Below are 18,966 nucleotides of genomic sequence, written 5' to 3'. Positions count from 1 at the left end.
TCGGGATGAGTTCGCAGCTGACCTCCCCACCCGCTTCCCCCGCGCACCTCCCCGCCATAGGCGAGAACCGCCCCGGCGCCGAGTGGTGGCGCACCGCCGTCATCTACCAGATCTACCCGCGCTCGTTCGCCGACGCGTCCGGCGACGGCATCGGCGACCTCGCCGGCGTCACCGCCCACCTCGACGACCTCCGCGCCCTCGGCGTCGACGCCGTGTGGCTCAGCCCCTTCTACCGGTCGCCGCAGAAGGATGCCGGGTACGACGTCGCCGACTACCGCGACATCGACCCTCTCTTCGGCACGCTCGCCGACTTCGACGAGATGCTCGCCGCCGCGCACGACCGCGGCATCCGCGTCATCGTCGACCTCGTCCCGAACCACTCCTCCGACCAGCACGTCTGGTTCCAGGAGGCGCTGGCCGCCGAGCCCGGCAACGCCGCGCGCGCCCGCTACCTCTTCCGCGACGGGGCGGGCGAGAATGGCGAACTGCCGCCGAACAACTGGGAGTCCGTCTTCGGCGGCCCCGCGTGGACCCGCACGACCGACCCCGACGGCACCCCCGGACAGTGGTACCTGCACCTGTTCGACACGACGCAGCCCGACTTCGACTGGGCCAACCCCGAGATCCAGGAGGAGTTCCGCGGCATCCTGCGCTTCTGGCTCGACCGCGGCGTCGACGGGTTCCGTGTCGACGTAGCGCACGGCCTGGTGAAGACCGACGGCCTCCCCGACCACGTGCCGGCCGTCGACCCCGACACGGCCCACGGGGACAGCATGGGCGGCGACGATGACGACGTGCCGTACTGGGGTCAGGACGGCGTGCACGAGATCTACCGCGACTGGCACCGGGTGCTCGCGGAGTACGACGGCGACCGCCCGCTGTGCGCCGAGGCGTGGCTGCCGACGGTCGACCGGACCGCCGAATGGGTGCGCTCCGACGAGATGCACCAGGCGTTCAACTTCCCTTACCTGATGACCGAGTGGGACGCCCCGGCGATCCGCGAGGTGATCTCCGAGTCGCTGCGCGCCTTCCCCGCCGTGGGTGCGCCCGCGACGTGGGTGCTCTCGAACCACGACGTCGTACGGCACGCGTCGCGGCTCGCGCTGACGGCCGAGAACCCGCAGGGTCACGGCATCGGACCAGACTCCCCCGGACAGCCGATCCCCGAGGTGGGCCTGCGCCGCGCCCGCGCCGCGACGACCGTCATGCTCGCCCTGCCCGGATCGGCGTACCTGTATCAGGGCGAAGAGCTCGGGCTTCCCGAGGTCATCGCCCTGCCGGGGGAGGTCCGTCAGGACCCGACGTGGTTCCGCACCGACGGCGAGCGCTACGGCCGTGACGGATGCCGCGTGCCGATCCCGTGGACGGCGGATGCCCCGGCCTACGGCTTCAACGAGACCGGCGCATCGTGGCTGCCGCAGCCGGCGGAGTGGGCGACCCTCGCCCGCGACGTGCAGGAGCAGGACCCCGAATCGACGCTGTGGCTCTACCGCACCCTGCTCGCGACGCGCGCCGCCGAGGGCCTCGGCGCGGCGGCGCCCACCGGTCTCGAGTGGCTCGACGGCTACGGCGACGACGTGCTCGCGTTCCGCACGGGCGGCATCACCGTCATCGCGAATGCGTCGGATGCCGCCGTCCCGCTCCCCGCGGGGACTGTGCTCGTCGCGAGCGAGCCGTTCGAGGGCAGCGAGCTGCCCGTCGACACGGCCGTCTGGATGCACGCCGGCTGACATGCCGAGCCTCGACGACGTCGCCCGCGCCGCCGGGGTCTCCACGGCGACCGTGTCACGCGCCCTCAGCGGGCGCGGGCGGACGTCGGAGGAGACCCGCGAGCGGGTGCGGGCGGCGGCCGAGGAGCTCGGCTATGTGGCATCCGCCACCGCGTCGAGCCTCGCCTCGGGCCGCGCCGAGAACATCGGCGTCGTCGTGCCGCTCATGGACCGATGGTTCTTCGCGACCGTGCTCGACGGCATCGCCTCGGTGCTCGCCCCGCACGGCTACGACATCACGCTCTACAACCTGACCGATGACCAGGCGCAGCGCCGGCGCCTGTTCGACACGGCCCTGCGTCGCGGGCGGGTGGACGCCCTCATCGTGCTGTCGGTGGAGCTGTCGGATGCCGAGGTCGCGCGCCTCTCGTCTCTCGGCCTGCCGGTCGTGGGGCTCGGCGTCCCCCGCGCCGAGCTGCCGGGCCTGCGCGTCGACGACACCGCCGTGGGGCGGCTCGCGACGGAGCATCTGCTGGCGCTCGGCCATCGCGACATCGCGCACATCGGCCTCTCGCGCAGGGATGGGCGCGAGGCCCTCGACATCCCCACGCGCCGCCGCCAAGGCTTCGACGACGCCGTCGCGGCGGCACGAAAAGCAGGGTCAACCGTCACGGCCCGCTTCGTCGAGGCTGATTTCACGGTCTCCGGCGCGCGCCGGGCCGCATCGGCCCTGCTTTCGGAACCTCAACCGCCGACGGCGGTGTTCGCCGCCTCGGACGAAATGGCCTACGGGGTGCTCGCCGCCGCGCGCGACCGTGGGCTGTCGGTGCCCGGCGACCTCTCGGTGATCGGCGTCGACGGTCACGACCTCGCGGCGCTGTTCGACCTGACGACGATCGACCAGTTCCCGCACGCTCAGGGCGAGCGGGTGGGCGCCGCCGTCCTCGCCGCGCTCGGGGTCGGGGGGGTCGATGCCGGGCGACCCCCCGAGGCTCCCCTTACCGAGGCATCCCTGCCCTTCCACCTGGTCCCCCGGGCCACCACCGCCCCACCCTCCTGACCGACCCGCCCCGCCGGCTCGCGGGCAGAGGGCGCGGGCAGAGGGCGAGGCCAAAGGGCGAGGGCAGAGGGCGGGAAAGTAGGCTCGGAGCATGAGCATCGATCTCGAGGCCCTGTACATCGACCTGCACCGGCACCCGGAGCTCTCCTTCCAGGAGACCCGGACGGCCGGCGTCATCACCCGCGAACTGGCCGCGCTCGGCCTCGACTACGTCGAGGGCATCGGCAAGACCGGCGTCGCGACGACGGTCACCGGCGCGAAGGAGGGCGACGGCCCCGTCGTCTGGCTCCGCGCCGACATGGACGGGCTCCCCGTCGAGGAACAGACCAGGCTCCCCTACGCCTCCACCGCTCGCGGCACCGACCCGGCGGGCACCGACGTCCCCGTCATGCACGCGTGCGGGCACGACATGCACGTCACCGCGATGCTCGGCGCCCTCGAGCGCCTCGTCGCCACCCGCGACGAGTGGTCGGGCACCGTCGTCGCCGTCTTCCAGCCCGCCGAGGAGTACGGCGCGGGCGCGCAGGCGATGATCGCCGACGGCGTGCTCGACCGGTTTCCGAAGCCCGACATCGTCCTCGGCCAGCACCTCACGCCCCTCCCGGCCGGCCAGGTCGGCGTCCGCCCCGGCACGCAGATGGCGGCATCCGACGGGCTCACCGTCCTCCTCCACGGCCGCGGCGGCCACGGCTCGCGCCCACACGCGACGATCGACCCCGTCGTCATGGCGGCGGCGACGGTCATGCGCCTGCAGACGGTCGTCTCCCGCGAGGTCGACCCGCGCGAGATGGCGGTCGTCACGGTCGGCTCGATCCACGCGGGCCTGAAGAACAACATCATCCCGGCCGAGGCGAAGCTCGAGCTCAGCCTCCGCTACCCCGACGACGAGGCCCGCGTCGACGTCCTCGCCCGCGTCGAGCGGGTCGTCCGCGCCGAGGCGGCGGCCTCGGGCGCCGAGCAGGAGCCGACGATCACCGTCGACCACTCGCTCCCCCCGACGATCAACGACCCGGCCGCGACCGCGCGCCTGGTCGCGGCCTGGTCGCGCGCGTTCGGCGAGGAGTCGGTCGTCGACCCGGGCATGTTCACCGGCAGCGAGGACGTCTCGTGGTTCGCGCGCGAGGCCGGCGTCCCGCTCGTGTACTGGTTCTGGGGCGGCGTCGACCCGCAGGAGTATGCGGATGCCGAAGCGCACGGCACGATCAACGAGGACATCCCGACCAACCACTCGCCGTTCTTCGCGCCCGTCCTCCACCCGACGATCGAACGCGGCGTCGAGGCGCTCGTCGCGGCGGCGCGGGAGTTCCTCGCATGAGCTGGGCCGACCTGGGCGTCCCCGAGCCGAGCGGCAACGAGACACCGGCACCGAAGCCGGCGAAGCAGCCCACGCCCCCCAAAGAGCCGAAGCCCCCGAGGACCCCGAAGCAGCCGGGCAGCGGCGGCGGCTCCCGCACCCCCCTGATCCTCGGGATCATCGCCGGCATCCTGCTCATCGCGGTCATCGTGACCCTCGCCATCGCCCTCACCCGCCCGAGCGGCGACGCGCAGCCCGCCCCCGCGCCGCCGACGAGCGAGCCGGGCACCGCGAGCCCCGCGCCCACGCCGACGGCCACAGCGACCGACGAGGTCGGCCCACCCACGGCAATGACGTTCTCGGGCACCGGCTTCGTCCTCACCGACGAGGACGGCGACGAGGTCTTCACGTACGCGTGGCGAGACGACGCGCAGGATGCCGTCGACGCGCTCACCGAGGCCTTCGGTGCGGCGCCCACGCAGCGCGTCGAGCCGGGCGACGGCACGCACTATCCCGACTACACGGTGTATCAGTGGGACGGATTCCTGCTCTTCGACATGATCGAGTCGACCGGCGGCGCGACGCGAGACACGTACCCCCAGCCCTCGTACGTGCTGTTCTCGCGCAACGAGGTCGGCGGCATCGCGATGGAGGCCGAGCACGGACTCGAGATCGGGATGCCGATCGCCGCCGTGCGCGCCGCGGGCCCCGACCAGGAGATCCCGCGCGGCAACGTCGGCGCGATCCGCTTCGTCTTCGACCAGGAACGCTCGGCCGGCGACGATCCGCTGCAGTACAGCACGTTCGCCGACACCGACGGCTCGGTCGTGACGGCGGTGCTGTACTACCGCTACTCGAGCCTCTGACGCGCGTTCCCGGCGCCGGCGCGGGGTGCACGCTCGCGCGCGTCGATGACCTCCTGCCCCGACAGGATGCCGGGGAGCCCCCGCCCCCGCGAGGTCGTGAACACCAGGATCAGCGAGACGACGGCGAACACGAACGACAGCCACTGCCACCCCTCCGGCACGAGCCCGAGCAGCAGGTATCCGCCGATGCCGCCGACGAATCGGAGGACGCGTGCGAACGGGCGCGGGAGCGGCCCGCCCGTGTAGCGGAGTTCGACGGTGACGTCGCCCGGCGTCCGGCCCGTCGCGAGGGTCGCTATCGCCCACACGACGAGCGGCACGACCGCGGTGGCGACGGATGCCGCATCGCCCGCGACGACGGCGGCCCGGTCACGGACGACGTACTGCAGCCACACCTGCACCGCGACGCCTGCCGCAAATCCCACGAGCGCGCTCGCGAGCAGGTCGCACACCATCGCCAGCAGACGCCGGCCGCGGGTCACGGGGCGGGGCACTCCGGCATCCGCCGCTTGCGCCGCTCCCCGGTACTCGCGGGGCACGAGGAACCCGAGGAGCGACCCGAGGAGCGCGCCGACCGTGTTCGTGAGCAGGTCGTCGACGTCGAAGACACGGTAGGCGCACGGGTAGAGCCCCCAGACGCCGGTCAGCTGTGTCGTCTCGATGGCGAGCGAGACGCCGAAGCCGACGAGGAGAGCCACGACGATCCCGCGCCCGCCGAGCACGCGCAGGAAGAAGCCGAGGGGCACGAACAGCAGCACGTTGAGCGCGAGCTGGAGCACCGCGAAGTCGGTGACGCTCCGCGCCGAACGGAGGTCGTCGAGGAATGCCGTGAGGTCGAGGTTCACGCCCGCGCAGACGTAGTCCGTGCTGTCGGGGAGCGGCAGCAGCGTGTACGTCCAGATCGCGAGGAAGTAGACCAGCGCCGCCGCCCAGAGGAGGAATCGGCCGATCGTGAGACCCCCGCGGCGCCGGTAGCTGAGGGCGACGAACGGGACGAACAGGGCCACGCCGACGAGCGCGCCGAGGCCGATCGCGACCGCTCCCGAATACACCTCGTTGCCCATGCCTCGATCCTTGCAGGCGCCTGGATTGCGCGCAGGTCACGGGAGGCGTAATGTCGCCCGCCGTGACTGACGACGAACGCGTCGGGGCAGACGAGGCTCCGATCGCGAAACGCATCCTCATCGGGGAGCCTCTGACGAGCGAAGAGCTCGAGGGGCAGCTGCTGCCGAAGAAGATGGCGCTGCCGATCTTCGCCTCCGACGCCCTGTCGTCGGTGGCCTACGCGCCGCAGGAGCTCCTGATGATCCTGCTCATCGGCGGCACCGCGTTCCTCGCCTTCAGCCCGTGGGTCGCCGCGGCGGTCGTCGCCCTGCTCATCGTCGTGGTCCTCAGCTACCGCCAGCTCATCAAGGCGTACCCCTCCGGCGGCGGCGACTACGAGGTCGCGCGCACGAACCTGGGCGAGAAGGCCGGCGTCATCGTCGCGGCGGCGCTCCTCGTCGACTACATCCTCACGGTCGCGGTGTCGGTGGCATCCGGCGTCGACAACATCATCTCCGCGCTGCCGGGACTCGCCGCGTGGCGGGTCGAACTCGCGGTCGGCTTCGTCATCCTCATCATCCTCGTGAACCTCCGCGGCGTCCGCGAGGCATCCACCGCCTTCGCGATCCCCACCTATCTCTTCATCGGGTCGGTGCTGCTCATGATCGTCGTCGGGCTCATCCGCTGGAGCCTCGGCGACCCCCCGACGGCATCGAGCGCCCAGTACGCCGTACAGGCCCAGGACATCTCGCAGGCGGCGGTGTTCCTGCTCATCCTCCGCGCCTTCTCGAGCGGCTGCTCCGCCCTCACGGGCGTCGAAGCGGTCTCGAACGGCGTCCCCGCCTTCCGCCGCCCGAAGGTCAAGAACGCTCAGACGACGCTCGTGCTCATGGGATCGATCGCGATCCTGATGTTCGCGGGGCTCACGCTCCTCGCACTCGTGGCCGGAGTGCACTATTCCGAGAACCCGTGCCACCTCGTCGGCTTCGACTGCAAGAACGCGATCCAGCCGAGCCTCATGGCCCAGGTCGCCGCGGCGACCTTCGGCGAGGGGAGCATCGCGTTCTTCGTGATCCAGGCGGCGACGGCGTGCGTCCTTCTCCTCGCTGCCAACACGGCGTTCAACGGCTTCCCGCTGCTGGGGTCGGTGCTCGCGCGCGACGGCTACGCCCCGAAGGCGCTCAACACGCGCGGCGACCGTCTCGTCTACTCCAACGGCATGATCATCCTGGGCCTCGCGGCGATCGCCGTCCTGATCGTCTTCCAGGCGCGACTGACGACCCTGATCCAGCTGTACATCATCGGCGTGTTCGTGTCGTTCTCGCTCGGGCAGCTCGGCATGGTCAAGCACTGGCGACGCGAGCTGCGCCTTCTCCCGAAACGGGCGGTCGGCGAGCGCCGCGCGGCCATGACGGGTCTCTTCATCAACTCGCTCGGCGCGACGTTCACCATCGTCGTGCTCGTCATCGTGACGGTGACGAAGTTCACGCACGGCGCATGGCTCGTCTTTCTCGCGATCCCGGTGCTGTCCTTCCTCATGGTCGGCGTCCACCGCTACTACCGCGACGTCGAGCACGAGATCACGATGGACGACGACGTGCACTTCGGGGCGACCGGCGACGTCGCGATCGTCCTCGTCGGCAAGCTCCAGAAGCCCGTCGCGAAGGCCATCGACTACGCCCTGGCCGCAAAGCACGACAAGACCCTCGCCGTGCACATCGCCGTGAGCGCCGACGATGCCCGCACCGTCCAGGAGGAGTGGGAATACCACCGGATGCCGATTCCGCTCCTCGTCATCGAGTCGCCCTACCGGCAGTACGCGACCCCGCTCGCGCAGTTCATCACCGAGTACCGCCAGAAGCACGGCTCGTCGGTCGTCACCGTCTACCTGCCGCAGTACATCGTGGGGCACTGGTGGGAGACGTTCCTGCACAACCGGCGCGCCCGCCGCATCGCGCAGCAGCTGATGCTCGTCCACGGCGTGCAGATCACGCTCGTCCCGTGGCTGCTCGACTCGTCGGAGGTCATCTACGGCCGCCGCTCGCGCCCGATGCCCGGCGACGACCGCGCCGGCCGCATCTCGTCGTACGGCCTGGTCTCGCACACCGACGACGAGGCCTGAGCCTCCGGCATCCCGTCTCGGGTCGGGCGCCACATCGCTGTTCGGGCGCCACATTCCTGAGCGCCCCGGATCTCGGGCGCCTGTCTGCTGTTCAGGCGCCACATTCCTGAGCACCCCGGATCTCGGGCGCCACATCGCTGTTCGGGCGCCAGAGAACTGTGGCGCCCGAACAGAAAAGTGGCGCCCGAACGCAGCCTCACCGAACACAGCCTCACCGAACGCAGCCTCACCGAGCAAAGCGCCCTGCGCACCCGGTGGAGCACATCAGCCGCGCCCGAGCAGCACGCCTTCGCGGCGACGCGCCAGGTCGTCCAGGCGCGCGTCGACCGCCGCGGATCGCGCGGCGAGATCGCTTTCGAGACGGGTCAGACGCACATCCAGATCGGATGCCTCGGCCTGCGCGGCCGTGATGCGGTCGCGCACCATCCAGTCGCTGAGGATGTTGTCGAACAGGACGTCGAACACGGCGAGCTCCTGCGAGATCTCGACGCCGCGCACCGCGCCGCCGCCGATGTCGGCGAGCTCGACGCGCAGCCGCTCGAGGGCGCGGTTGACGCCGGCGAACGCGGCGGTCGCCTCATCGAGGCGCTGATGCTTCATCAGATCGGCGACGAACCCTCCGCCGAAGAACGTGTCGTAGGTCGACCACCCGCCCGCGCTGTCGAGGGCGCGCACCGCGACCGCGAGCGCCTGCCGTGCGGCGACGGATGCCGCGACGGCCTCCGCGATCTCGCGCTTCTCGTCGCTCGCCGCCCCGGTGCTCGCGGCGATCTCGGTCAGCTCCCCCGCGTCCCCTGCGGCGCGCAGCTCGGCCTCGTGCGCAGCGAGCGCCGCCGCAAAGGCCTCCTCGACATCTCCGAGGGCCGCGCGTTCCGCGCCGATGCGCAGGGCCTCGGCATCCGCCGAACGCTTGCGCTCCTGCGCGCCCGCGACGGCGCGCGCCGCGGCATCGCGCTCGGCGCGTTCGGTCGCGGCGCGCTCGTCGGCGTCTCCGCGGAGCGTCGCCCACAGCCGCGTCGGCGACATCCCCTCGATGCGGCGGACGTCGGCCTCTTCGACGGCGAGGCGTGCCTCGAGGTCGGCGAGTTCGGCGGCACGCGTCGCCGCGAACTCCTGCGCCGCCGCGAGGCTCGCCCCGAGCGAGCGGTACCGCTCGCGATCGGCGGCCGTCCGGATCAGGGCATCGAGCGAAGGGGAGGGATCGGTCATCGCCCCAGCGTCGCACACCCGCGCCCCCGGACACCCGACCCGCCACCCCCGGATCCCACCCCATCGGCGGGGCGTAGCCTAGAAGGCGTGACTTCCCCGACCCCGACCGCCGCGCCGGCGCACGGCACCCCGAGTTCGGACGACGCGACGCGCGAGAGCGAACCCCTGGATGCCGCGGCCCTGCGTGCCGACTTCCCGATCCTCGATCAGGAGGTGAACGGGCATCCCCTCGTCTACCTCGATTCGGCGGCGACCAGTCAGCGGCCGCTGCCGGTCCTCGACGCCGAGCGGGAGTTCCTGCTGCGCCATAACGCCGCCGTCCACCGCGGCGCACACACCCTCGCCGCCGAGGCGACCGACCTGTTCGAAGACGCGCGGGCGACCGTCGCGGGCTTCGTCGGGGCGCAGCCCGACCAGCTCGTCTGGACGAGCGGCGCGACGATGGGCCTGAACCTCGTGGCGTACTCGATCGGCAACGCCTCGATCGGACGCGGCGCCCCGGCATCCGCCCAGCTTGCCCTGCGTCCCGGCGACGAGATCGTGACGACGGCGATTGAGCACCACGCGAACCTCATCCCTTGGCAGGAGCTCGCCGCCCGCACGGGCGCGGTCCTCCGGCACATCCCTGCGCACGACGACGGCACCCTCGACCTGGCGGCGGCCGCCGAGATCATCGGCGCGCGCACCCGCATCGTCGCGTTCACGCACGTCTCGAACGTGCTCGGTATCGTGAACCCGGTCGCCGAGCTCGTCGCGCTCGCCCGGTCGGTCGGCGCGCTGACGGTGATGGATGCCTGCCAGTCCGCGCCGCACCTGCCCCTCGACCTCCCCTCTCTCGGCGTCGACCTCGCGGTCTTCAGCGGCCACAAGATGCTCGGCCCCTACGGCGTGGGCGGACTCTACGGCCGTAGCGAGGTGCTCGAGGCGATGCCGCCGTTCCTCACCGGTGGCTCGATGATCACGACCGTGACGCTCGACGGCGCCGAGTACCTGCCGCCGCCGCAGCGATTCGAGGCCGGCACGCAGCCCATCGGGCCGGCGATCGGACTCGCCGCGGCCGTGCGCTACCTCGACGGCGTCGGCCTCGAGAAAGTGCACGCCCACGAGCGCATGCTCGCCGACCGCATGCGCGCGGGACTCGTCGAGATCCCCGGCATCCGCCTGCTGGGCGATGCGCCCGGAGAGCGCGTGGGCCTCTGGTCGTTCGACGTCGCGGGGGTGCACGCGCACGACGCCGGCCAGTTCCTCGATTCCCGCGGCATCGCCGTGCGCGTCGGCCACCACTGCGCCGCGCCGCTGCACGCGCGCTACGGCGTGACCGCCAGCGTCCGCGCCTCCGCGGCCCTGTACAACACGGTCGACGACGTCGACGCGTTCCTCGATGCCGCCAGCGGCATCCGTCCCTATTTCGGAGTCTGAAAGTCTGACGCATGAGCGACCTCGACGCCCTCTACCGCGAGCTGATCCTCGACCACTCGAAGCACCCGCAGCACTTCGGCCTCGCCGCCGACGACGCCCAGCCCGGATCGAGCGGCACCTCGTACCAGAAGAACCCCGTGTGCGGCGACGAGATCACCCTCCGCGCCCGCGTCGACGGCGAGACCGTCGCCGACGTGACCTGGGAGGGACGCGGGTGCTCGATCTCGCAGGCGTCGGCATCCATGCTCGCCGACCTCGTCGCCGAGGAGGGCCTCAGCCGTACCGAGATCGTGACGCTCGTCGAAGGCTTCCGCGAGGCGCTGCGCTCACGCGGGCAGCTCGAGCTCGACGAGGAGGTGTACGGAGACGCCGCGGCCCTCTCCGGCGTCTCGAAGTTCTCGGCGCGGGTCAAGTGCGCCATGCTCGCGTGGGTGGCCCTCGAAGACGCGATCGCCAAGGCGTGAGCGCGATATGAGTCATCCCGAGGCCGCGTCCCACCTGCCGCACGTCGTCATCATCGGGGGCGGATTCGCCGGCGTGAGCGCCGCCCGCGCCCTCCGGAAAGCTCCCGTGCGGGTGACGCTCGTCGATCGGCGCATCTACAACACGTTCCAGCCGCTGCTGTACCAGGTCGCGACCGGCGGGCTGAACCCGGGCGACGTGACGCACTTCCTGCGGAGCCTGCGCATCCGCCAGCCGAACCTCGACGTCGTGCACGAGCACCTCATGGAGATCGACACGGAGGCGCGGACCGTGCGCCTGCTCGACGGGCAGGAGATGCCCTACGACTACCTCCTGCTCGCGAACGGCGTGACCACCGCCTACCACGGCACGCCGGGGGCGAAGGAGAACTCCTTCGCGGTGTACTCGCGGTCGCAGGCGATCGCGATCCGCGACACCCTGTTCACACGTCTCGAGCGCGCCGCGGTCAAGCCCGACCGCGACAAGGGCCTGTCGGTCGTGGTGATCGGCGGCGGCCCCACCGGCGTCGAGATGGCGGGTGCGCTCGCGGAGCTGCGCGATCAGGGCCTCGAACCCGCCTATCCCGAGCTCGAGGGCGACGCGTTCCGCATCACGCTCGTGCAGCGCAGCGAGATCCTGAAGCCGTTCCTGCCCAAGCTGCGCACCTACGCGCAGAAGCAGCTGCGGCGGCGCGACGTGACGGTCCGCCTGGGCGCCGGCGTCGAAGAGGTGTGCCCCGACTCGGTGCGGCTCTCGGACGGCGAAGTGCTCCCGTCGGACCTCACGATCTGGGCGACCGGTGTCGCGCCGCACGAAGAGGTGCGCGAGTGGAGCCTGCCGCTCGACGCCGGCGACCGCATTCTCGTCGGCGACGATCTCCAGGTGCAGGGCCTCCCGCGTGTGTTCGCCGCCGGCGACGTCGCGAAGACGCCGCAGGACCTGCCGCAGCTCGCCCAACCCGCGATCCAGGGCGGCGCGCACGTCGCGCGGCAGATCCAGCGGCTCCTCGCCGGAGAGCCCACCGAGCCGTTCGAGTACTACGACAAGGGCCAACTCGCGATCATCGGGCGCCGGTCGGCGGTCGGCGAGGTGCCCGGGATCGCGAACCTCCCCGTGCTCCACCGCCTCGGCATCCTGCAGCGCGTGCCGCTGCTGCGCCACATCGTTCCGCTCACCGGCCGCCCCGCCTGGTTCGTGTGGCTGTTCGTGCACATCTCGAGCCTGCTCGGCCCCCGCAACAAGCTGCAGGTCATGGTCGGTCTCGTCGCCCGCTACGGGCCGCGGCTGCACCGCGCGCCCGTGCCGATCGTGGGCGACGTCCCCGCCATCCGCCCCTCGAAGGCGCAGCGCCGCAGGCTCTCGCCCGCCGAGCGCCAGGCGGTCGACGCGGCCGCCGCCGAAGACGCCGGCTGACCCGGGACGCTTCCGGCACGCCGGAGTCGAGCCCCGTCACGATCACCGGCTGACCCGGCCCCGTCACGAAAGCAGGGCCGATCGGCCGATGGCCGGCGCCCGACGCCCGCCCGGGTCGGTTCGCCCTGCTTTCGGAACGGGTCGGCTCCATCGCCCGTGCGGGAGTCCGAGCTCCGCATGGAACGCGTGAGGGCCGCCGCGCCCGGCGTATGGAAACCGTGAGGATGCCCGGCGACTCCCGGGCGCGGGAGTTGTATCGGATCCCGTGATCGACATCGTCTACCTCCTCGCGACGCTCGCCCTGTTCGGGCTCGTCGCGCTCATCGCCCGGGGGGTGGAGAAGCTCAAATGATCTTCTTCTCCTTCCTCGCCGCCGCCCTCGGCGTCGCCGCCATCGTGTACCTCGTGGTCGCGCTCGTGAAGGCCGAGCACTTCTGATGACGGGCACCGACAGCGCCTCGATCTGGTCAGGCATCCTGCAGATCGCCACAGTGATCCTCGCCCTCGTGCTCATCTACCGCCCCCTCGGAGACGGAATGGCACGCGTCTTCACGAGCCCCCGCGACTCCCGTGCCGAGCGCGGCGTCTACCGCGTCATCGGGGTGGATGGCTCGGCCGAACAGACCTGGCAGGCCTACACCCGTGGGGTGCTGCTGTTCTCGCTCGCCGGCGTGGTGTTCGTCTACCTCCTCCAGCGCCTGCAGGCCTTCCTGCCGTACTCGCTGGGCCTTCCCGCGGTGCCGGAGGGACTCGCGTTCAACACCGCCGTCTCGTTCGTGACGAACACGAACTGGCAGAGCTACTCGCCCGAGGTGACCCTCGGCTACACGGTGCAACTCGCAGGCCTTGCGGTGCAGAACTTCGTCTCGGCCGCCGTCGGCATCGCCGTCGCGGTCGCGCTTGTGCGCGGTTTCGCGCGTCGCGGTTCGGCGACGATCGGCAACTTCTGGGTCGACCTCGTGCGCGGCGTCGGTCGCGTGCTGCTCCCCCTCGCCATCGTGATGTCGATCGTCCTGATCATCGGCGGCGTCGTCCAGAACTTCACCGGCTTCACCGACGTCACGACGATCACCGGCGGCACCCAGACCATCCCGGGCGGCCCTGTCGCATCGCAAGAGGTCATCAAGGAGCTCGGCACGAACGGCGGCGGCTTCTTCAACGCGAACTCGTCGCATCCGTTCGAGAACCCCACGCCGTGGACGAACGTGATCGAGATCCTGCTGATCCTCGCGATCCCGTTCTCGCTGCCGCGCACGTTCGGCCGCATGGTCGGCGACAACCGCCAGGGCTACGCCATCGCGGCCGTCATGGGCAGCCTGCTGCTCGCTTCTCTGACCATCGTGACGTGGCTGGAGCTGCGTGCCGCGGGCACCGCCCCCCAAGCTGGCCGGCGGAGCGATGGAGGGCAAGGAGGCGCGCTTCGGCATCTGGAGCTCGACCTTGTTCGCCAGCGCGACCACGGGCACCTCGACGGGCGCCGTCAACTCGATGCACGACTCGTACACCGCACTGGGCGGGATGATGCCGCTGGTGAACATGATGCTCGGCGAGGTCGCCCCCGGCGGCGTCGGCACGGGCCTGTACGGCATGCTGATCCTCGCCGTGATCGCCGTGTTCGTCGGGGGGCTCCTCATCGGCCGCACCCCGGAGTACCTCGGCAAGAGGATCGGGCCGCGCGAGATCACCCTCGCGAGCCTCTACATCCTCGTGACCCCGGCCCTCGTGCTCGGGGGCACCGCCCTGAGCTTCGCGATCCCGGCGATCCGCGACGATGTCACCACGACGTCGATCTGGAACCCCGGCGTGCACGGCATGACCGAGGTGCTCTACGCCTTCACCTCGGCGGCGAACAACAACGGCTCGGCGTTCGCCGGCCTCACCGCCAACACGCCCTGGTTCAACACCGCCCTCGGCGTCGCGATGCTGCTCGGACGCTTCGTGCCGATCGTGTTCGCCCTCGCCCTCGCCGGATCGCTCGCGGCGCAGGAGAAGGTTCCGACCACCGTCGGCACCCTCCCCACCCATCGGCCCCAGTTCGTCGGACTCCTCTCCGTCGTCGCGGTCGTCGTCACTGCACTCACCTATTTCCCCGTTCTCACGCTGGGTCCCCTGGCGGAAGGTCTCGTCTGACATGTCCCTCACCACCTCATCGCGCAACATCTCCGGGCCGGATGCCGAGGCATCCCGCGCCTCGACCGAGACGCCGCGCACCCCCTCGCGCGCGTCGTCGCGCGCGTTCGGCCCCGCCCAGCTCGCGAAGGCGCTGCCCGGCGCGCTGCGCAAGCTCAACCCCGCCGCGCTGTGGCGGGATCCCGTCATGTTCCTCGTGTGGGTGGGGGCGGCGCTGACGACGCTCATCGCCGTCGCCGAGCCGTTCCTCGGCGGCCCCGAGCAGTCCGGCGGCACGACGGTGCCGTGGGGCTTCACATGGCGGATCGCGATCTGGCTGTGGATCACCGTCGTCTTCGCGAACCTCGCCGAATCGGTCGCCGAAGGTCGTGGCAAGGCGCAGGCGCAGTCGCTGCGCAAGACCCGCACCACCACGAAGGCGCACGTCGTCAGCGCGTACGATCCCGCGACCGACGCGGCCGCAGAGCACGCGCCGACCGCCGAGAAGGCATCGAGCGAGCTGACCCTCGGCGACGTGGTCGTCGTAACGGCGGGCGAGCTGATCCCCGGCGACAGCGACATCGTCCACGGCATCGCCACCGTCGATGAGTCCGCGATCACGGGCGAATCGGCGCCGGTGGTACGCGAATCGGGCGGCGACCGGTCGGCGGTCACCGGCGGCACGCGCGTGCTGAGCGACCGCATCGTCGTGCGGATCATCTCGAAGCCGGGGCAGACCTTCGTCGACCGCATGATCGCGCTCGTCGAAGGAGCCTCGCGCCAGAAGACGCCGAACGAGATCGCCCTCGGCATCCTGCTCGCAAGCCTGTCGATCGTGTTCGTCGTCGTCGTGCTGACGCTCAATCCGATCGCCTCGTATGCGGCCTCGCCGGTGTCGGTGCCCGTTCTCGTGGCGCTGCTGGTCTGCCTCATCCCGACGACGATCGGCGCCCTGCTGTCGGCGATCGGCATCGCCGGCATGGACCGTCTGGTGCAGCACAACGTGCTCGCCATGTCGGGGCGCGCCGTCGAGGCCGCGGGCGACGTGTCGACCCTGCTGCTGGACAAGACCGGCACCATCACCTACGGCAACCGCCAGGCCTCCGAGTTCGTCGCCCTCGCCGGGGTCGATGCCGCCGACCTCGCCCGCGCGGCGGCACTGTCGTCGCTGGCCGACCCGACACCCGAGGGCGTGTCGATCGTCGATCTCGCGACCCGGCAGGGCGTGCACGTCGAGGCGCCCGCGGGGTCGACGGCGGTGCCCTTCACCGCCCAGACCCGCATGTGCGGCGTCGACCTCGCCGACGGCACCCAGGTGCGCAAGGGAGCGGCATCCGCCGTGCTCTCCTGGCTGGATGCCGAAGGCGTCACGCTGGGGGCATCGGTACGCGCCCAGGTGATCGCGGAGGCCGAGGCGATCGCGCAGGCGGGCGGCACTCCGCTCGTCGTCGCGACATCGGCGACGCTCTTCGGCGTCGTGCACCTGAAGGACATCGTCAAGACGGGTCTGCGCGAGCGGTTCGACGAGCTGCGCGCGATGGGCATCCGCACCGTCATGGTCACGGGCGACAACCCGCTCACCGCCGCCGCGATCGCGAAGGAAGCGGGGGTCGACGACTTCCTCGCCGAGGCGACGCCCGAAGACAAGCTGGCCCTCATCCAGCGCGAGCAGCGCGGCGGCAATCTCGTCGCGATGACCGGCGACGGCACCAACGATGCCCCCGCGCTCGCGCAGGCCGATGTCGGTGTCGCGATGAACACCGGCACCTCGGCAGCGAAGGAAGCCGGCAACATGGTCGACCTCGACTCCGACCCGACCAAACTGATCGACATCGTGCGCATCGGCAAGCAGCTGCTGATCACCCGCGGCGCGCTCACGACGTTCTCGCTCGCCAACGACATCGCGAAGTACTTCGCGATCATCCCGGCGATGTTCATGGGAGTGTTCCCCGGCCTCGCGGCGCTCAACATCATGGGGCTGCACTCTCCGGCATCCGCCGTGACGAGCGCGATCATCTTCAACGCCGTCGTCATCGTGTTCCTCATCCCGCTGGCTCTGCGCGGCGTGAAGTATCGCGCGCAGAGCGCGTCGAAAACGCTCAGCCGCAACCTGCTGATCTACGGCGTCGGCGGCGTCATCGCCCCCTTCATCGGCATCAAGCTGATCGATCTGGTCGTCAGTCTCATCCCCGGGTTCTGAACCCGACCCGCCGACTTCTCCATCAAAGGAAGCACTTCATGGCCACCATCCGCGCCACCCTGCGCACCACCGGCGTCGCGTCCCGCGCGATGCTCGTCGCGACCCTCGTCCTCGGCGTCGCCTACACCCTGCTCATCACCCTGATCGGCCAGCTCGTGCTGCCCTCTCAGCTTTGGCCTCGTTGCCGACGCCGTACTTCACAGGGATCTGCGCCATCTGGTAGGCCTCGCTGGCGTCGAAGATGTCGCTCACAGGGAACCACTTCTTCGTGTCGTCCTCAGCGGCTTGCGTGATCTGCTCCTTAGTGAGGAACGCAAGGTGGTACTTCAGGCCGGCCTCGTTTTCGGGCGCCTCGCCGAGCAGGTTCAGATAAAGCCGTCGCTCGGGGTATGACCATGCCTTGTTCGCCCATGCGCGCGGATTGCGGTAGGCGTAGGTGCCCCGTAGTCCGATGTTCAGCGAGGTGAGCCGCTGCTGGCCGTCGAGAACAGCGATCACCTCGCGGTCGGTCGGGATGTCGACCACCGGGTTGTGCTTCTTGTCGTAGCCGCTGTAGTCCTTCAAGAACCCGTAGAACTTGAATGCGCCTACGGTTTCCGGCGCGACTTTCCAGGACAGGAAGCTGCCGACCGGGTATCCGCGCAGAACGGAGTCGAAGATCTTGATGACCTGCGACGGCTTCCAGACGTACTCACGCTGGATCGCGGGGAGGATCAACTCGCTCTTCTGGATCAGCTTGAGCGCGGTAGCGATTGTCATCGGTTCTTTGTGGCCCACGCGGAAACACTATCGATGAGGGCGGACGGTCCCGCGACCAAACTGGCGAGGGCGGCAACCCGATCGATTGGGCTTCTGTCGCTGGCACGTCCTTCACGACGAGGAATTGATGTCGGCGGTGGCGTCTATGGTGGCCGTGATGACCGACACTCCCGCACCACCGATCAGCATCTCGCTCGACGGATTCTCCGAGGACTACGACGACCCGGAGCTGGCCGGCGCGTTGTCGTTCATGATCGAGCAGCAGGGACTGCTGCAGACGCTGGTGACGGGGATCGTCGAGTTGCTCCCGGACACGTCGCTGTGGCGGTTGACGCTCACGGGCGACATGGTCGCGACCGTGAACCGGGTCACCGAACGCGCGGACGACAACCCCTACACCACTGACCGCGGCGCCGGTCATGCCGGGGCTATCACTCTCCCGCACGATGACGGCAAGTTCGACATCGTGGTCTCCGCGAACGTCCTGTTCGCCACCCGGGAGGACGTCGAGTCTGTCGAGGCGCTCATCGCCCACGTGATCGCCGCGGCCGAGCACTTGAGCCGGCACGAGGCCGGGCATGCCGCGCTGCGGCTGCGCGGCGAGGACGCGGACGCCTACCAGGACGTCGAGGGCCTGAGTAAGAGCGACGCGGCCTGCCGCAAGCCGCTCGCCGCGCACGTCGACGACAACCGCATCGAGCAATACACCGCCGTCCACGCGCCGTCGCCGCTGCACCACGTCGACCACCTCACCGACGCGATCGCGCACCTGCGCGCCGAGCTCAACGAAGCCCAGCGCACCTGGCGCGCCGATATCGGTGACGCCGCCTACAGGACCCTGAACGCCGCGAACGGGCTGATCCGCGTCTTCGCCTACCTCGCCCCCGAACTCGGCCTCGACGAGAACGGCAAGCCCCGCCGCCCCAACCCCGTGCCCGCGGGCTGAACCGACTACGTCGAAGACAGTTGGGACGCCTGGAGCCTGACCTCCCACCGGCTCCAGCCGGTGGACGAGCCCATGACCACCGACGAGCTCGGCGCCGTGCTGGCCGATCTCTGTCGACTGATGAACGCCTGGCTGCGGTCGATCGGCATCGAATGGGGCCTCACCGACGACGACCAGGAGTACATCTTCTGGGAGAAGGACAGCTACTAGGCCATCATCACCCGCCTCGAATTGTGCAACGAGCCGTTGCACCAACTCACAATCGGACCTCGGCTGATGTCGGGGGATGCCGCACCGCTGACATCGTCAGCGGCCGTCCGACACGAAGCCGTCACGACTCCTCGCCGAGTGTGA

General features: G+C 70.6%; 15 protein-coding genes and 1 pseudogene. 13 read left to right on the top strand and 3 right to left on the bottom strand.

Annotated features, from left to right (window positions below; translation table 11 throughout):
• Positions 1-5: 5 nt before the first annotated feature.
• From AC3ENQ_RS08265 to AC3ENQ_RS08250, 4 genes are all read left to right on the top strand, one after another.
• Entirely contained in the window at positions 6-1,730 is a 1,725-nt protein-coding gene (locus tag AC3ENQ_RS08265; protein WP_431803515.1) for a glycoside hydrolase family 13 protein, read from the top strand.
• Between the two features lies 1 nt (position 1,731).
• The gene (locus tag AC3ENQ_RS08260) at positions 1,732-2,769 is read left to right on the top strand and encodes a LacI family DNA-binding transcriptional regulator (protein WP_431803513.1); all 1,038 of its coding nucleotides are present in this window, start codon (positions 1,732-1,734) and stop codon (positions 2,767-2,769) included.
• Positions 2,770-2,860: 91 nt separating this feature from the next.
• Positions 2,861-4,084 carry an amidohydrolase gene (locus tag AC3ENQ_RS08255; protein ID WP_431803511.1) on the top strand — a complete coding sequence of 408 codons (1,224 nt, stop codon included), beginning with the start codon at positions 2,861-2,863 and terminating at the stop codon, positions 4,082-4,084.
• On the top strand, positions 4,081-4,929 hold the full coding sequence (locus AC3ENQ_RS08250) for a hypothetical protein (RefSeq protein ID WP_431803509.1): 849 nt from the start codon (positions 4,081-4,083) through the stop codon (positions 4,927-4,929). The genes AC3ENQ_RS08255 and AC3ENQ_RS08250 overlap by 4 nt, the downstream gene beginning before the upstream one ends.
• Here AC3ENQ_RS08250 and AC3ENQ_RS08245 read toward each other — a convergent pair.
• Positions 4,914-5,993, bottom strand: coding sequence for a VanZ family protein (locus AC3ENQ_RS08245; protein ID WP_431803507.1), 1,080 nt, complete (start codon positions 5,991-5,993; stop codon positions 4,914-4,916). The genes AC3ENQ_RS08250 and AC3ENQ_RS08245 overlap by 16 nt on opposite strands.
• 50 nt (positions 5,994-6,043) lie before the next feature.
• On the opposite strand from AC3ENQ_RS08245, the gene AC3ENQ_RS08240 reads away from it, so the two are divergent.
• Positions 6,044-8,095 carry an APC family permease gene (locus tag AC3ENQ_RS08240; protein WP_431803505.1) on the top strand — a complete coding sequence of 684 codons (2,052 nt, stop codon included), beginning with the start codon at positions 6,044-6,046 and terminating at the stop codon, positions 8,093-8,095.
• 264 nt (positions 8,096-8,359) lie between these two features.
• Here AC3ENQ_RS08240 and AC3ENQ_RS08235 read toward each other — a convergent pair whose 3' ends face one another.
• Complete coding sequence (locus tag AC3ENQ_RS08235) at positions 8,360-9,304, bottom strand: hypothetical protein (protein ID WP_431803503.1); 945 nt, start codon at positions 9,302-9,304, stop codon at positions 8,360-8,362.
• 165 nt (positions 9,305-9,469) lie between these two features.
• Between AC3ENQ_RS08235 and AC3ENQ_RS08230 the strand changes: the two genes are divergently transcribed.
• The 6 genes and pseudogenes from AC3ENQ_RS08230 (at position 9,470) to kdpB (ending at position 16,907) form a co-directional block, all read left to right on the top strand.
• Positions 9,470-10,723, top strand: a complete 1,254-nt coding sequence (locus AC3ENQ_RS08230; protein ID WP_431803854.1) for a SufS family cysteine desulfurase — start codon at positions 9,470-9,472, stop codon at positions 10,721-10,723.
• 11 nt (positions 10,724-10,734) lie between these two features.
• Positions 10,735-11,187: a Fe-S cluster assembly sulfur transfer protein SufU gene (gene sufU / locus AC3ENQ_RS08225; protein WP_431803501.1), complete on the top strand. Its 453-nt coding sequence runs from the start codon at positions 10,735-10,737 to the stop codon at positions 11,185-11,187.
• Between the two features lie 7 nt (positions 11,188-11,194).
• Positions 11,195-12,598, top strand: a complete 1,404-nt coding sequence (locus AC3ENQ_RS08220) for an NAD(P)/FAD-dependent oxidoreductase (protein WP_431803499.1) — start codon at positions 11,195-11,197, stop codon at positions 12,596-12,598.
• Positions 12,599-12,946: 348 nt separating this feature from the next.
• Complete coding sequence (locus tag AC3ENQ_RS08215) at positions 12,947-13,036, top strand: potassium-transporting ATPase subunit F (RefSeq protein ID WP_431803497.1); 90 nt, start codon at positions 12,947-12,949, stop codon at positions 13,034-13,036.
• Positions 13,036-14,728, top strand: a pseudogene (gene kdpA, locus AC3ENQ_RS08210) (potassium-transporting ATPase subunit KdpA). The gene AC3ENQ_RS08215 and the pseudogene kdpA overlap by 1 nt, the downstream one beginning before the upstream one ends.
• A gap of 1 nt (position 14,729) precedes the next feature.
• Positions 14,730-16,907: a potassium-transporting ATPase subunit KdpB gene (gene kdpB / locus AC3ENQ_RS08205; protein ID WP_431803495.1), complete on the top strand. Its 2,178-nt coding sequence runs from the start codon at positions 14,730-14,732 to the stop codon at positions 16,905-16,907.
• Positions 16,908-17,042: 135 nt separating this feature from the next.
• On the opposite strand, the gene AC3ENQ_RS08200 is transcribed toward kdpB, so the two are convergent.
• Positions 17,043-17,684: a DUF262 domain-containing protein gene (locus tag AC3ENQ_RS08200; protein WP_431803493.1), complete on the bottom strand. Its 642-nt coding sequence runs from the start codon at positions 17,682-17,684 to the stop codon at positions 17,043-17,045.
• 139 nt (positions 17,685-17,823) lie between these two features.
• Here AC3ENQ_RS08200 and AC3ENQ_RS08195 point away from each other — a divergent pair, with 139 nt between their 5' ends.
• Both AC3ENQ_RS08195 and AC3ENQ_RS08190 read left to right on the top strand, forming a co-directional pair.
• Positions 17,824-18,612: a hypothetical protein gene (locus AC3ENQ_RS08195; RefSeq protein ID WP_431803491.1), complete on the top strand. Its 789-nt coding sequence runs from the start codon at positions 17,824-17,826 to the stop codon at positions 18,610-18,612.
• Positions 18,613-18,684: 72 nt separating this feature from the next.
• On the top strand, positions 18,685-18,822 hold the full coding sequence (locus AC3ENQ_RS08190) for a hypothetical protein (RefSeq protein ID WP_431803488.1): 138 nt from the start codon (positions 18,685-18,687) through the stop codon (positions 18,820-18,822).
• Positions 18,823-18,966: the final 144 nt, after the last annotated feature.

The sequence above is a fragment of the Microbacterium sp. bgisy203 genome (assembly GCF_057706945.1).
Note: the sequence above shows the minus strand (reverse complement) of the source record. Positions and strands in the feature narration are given on the sequence as shown.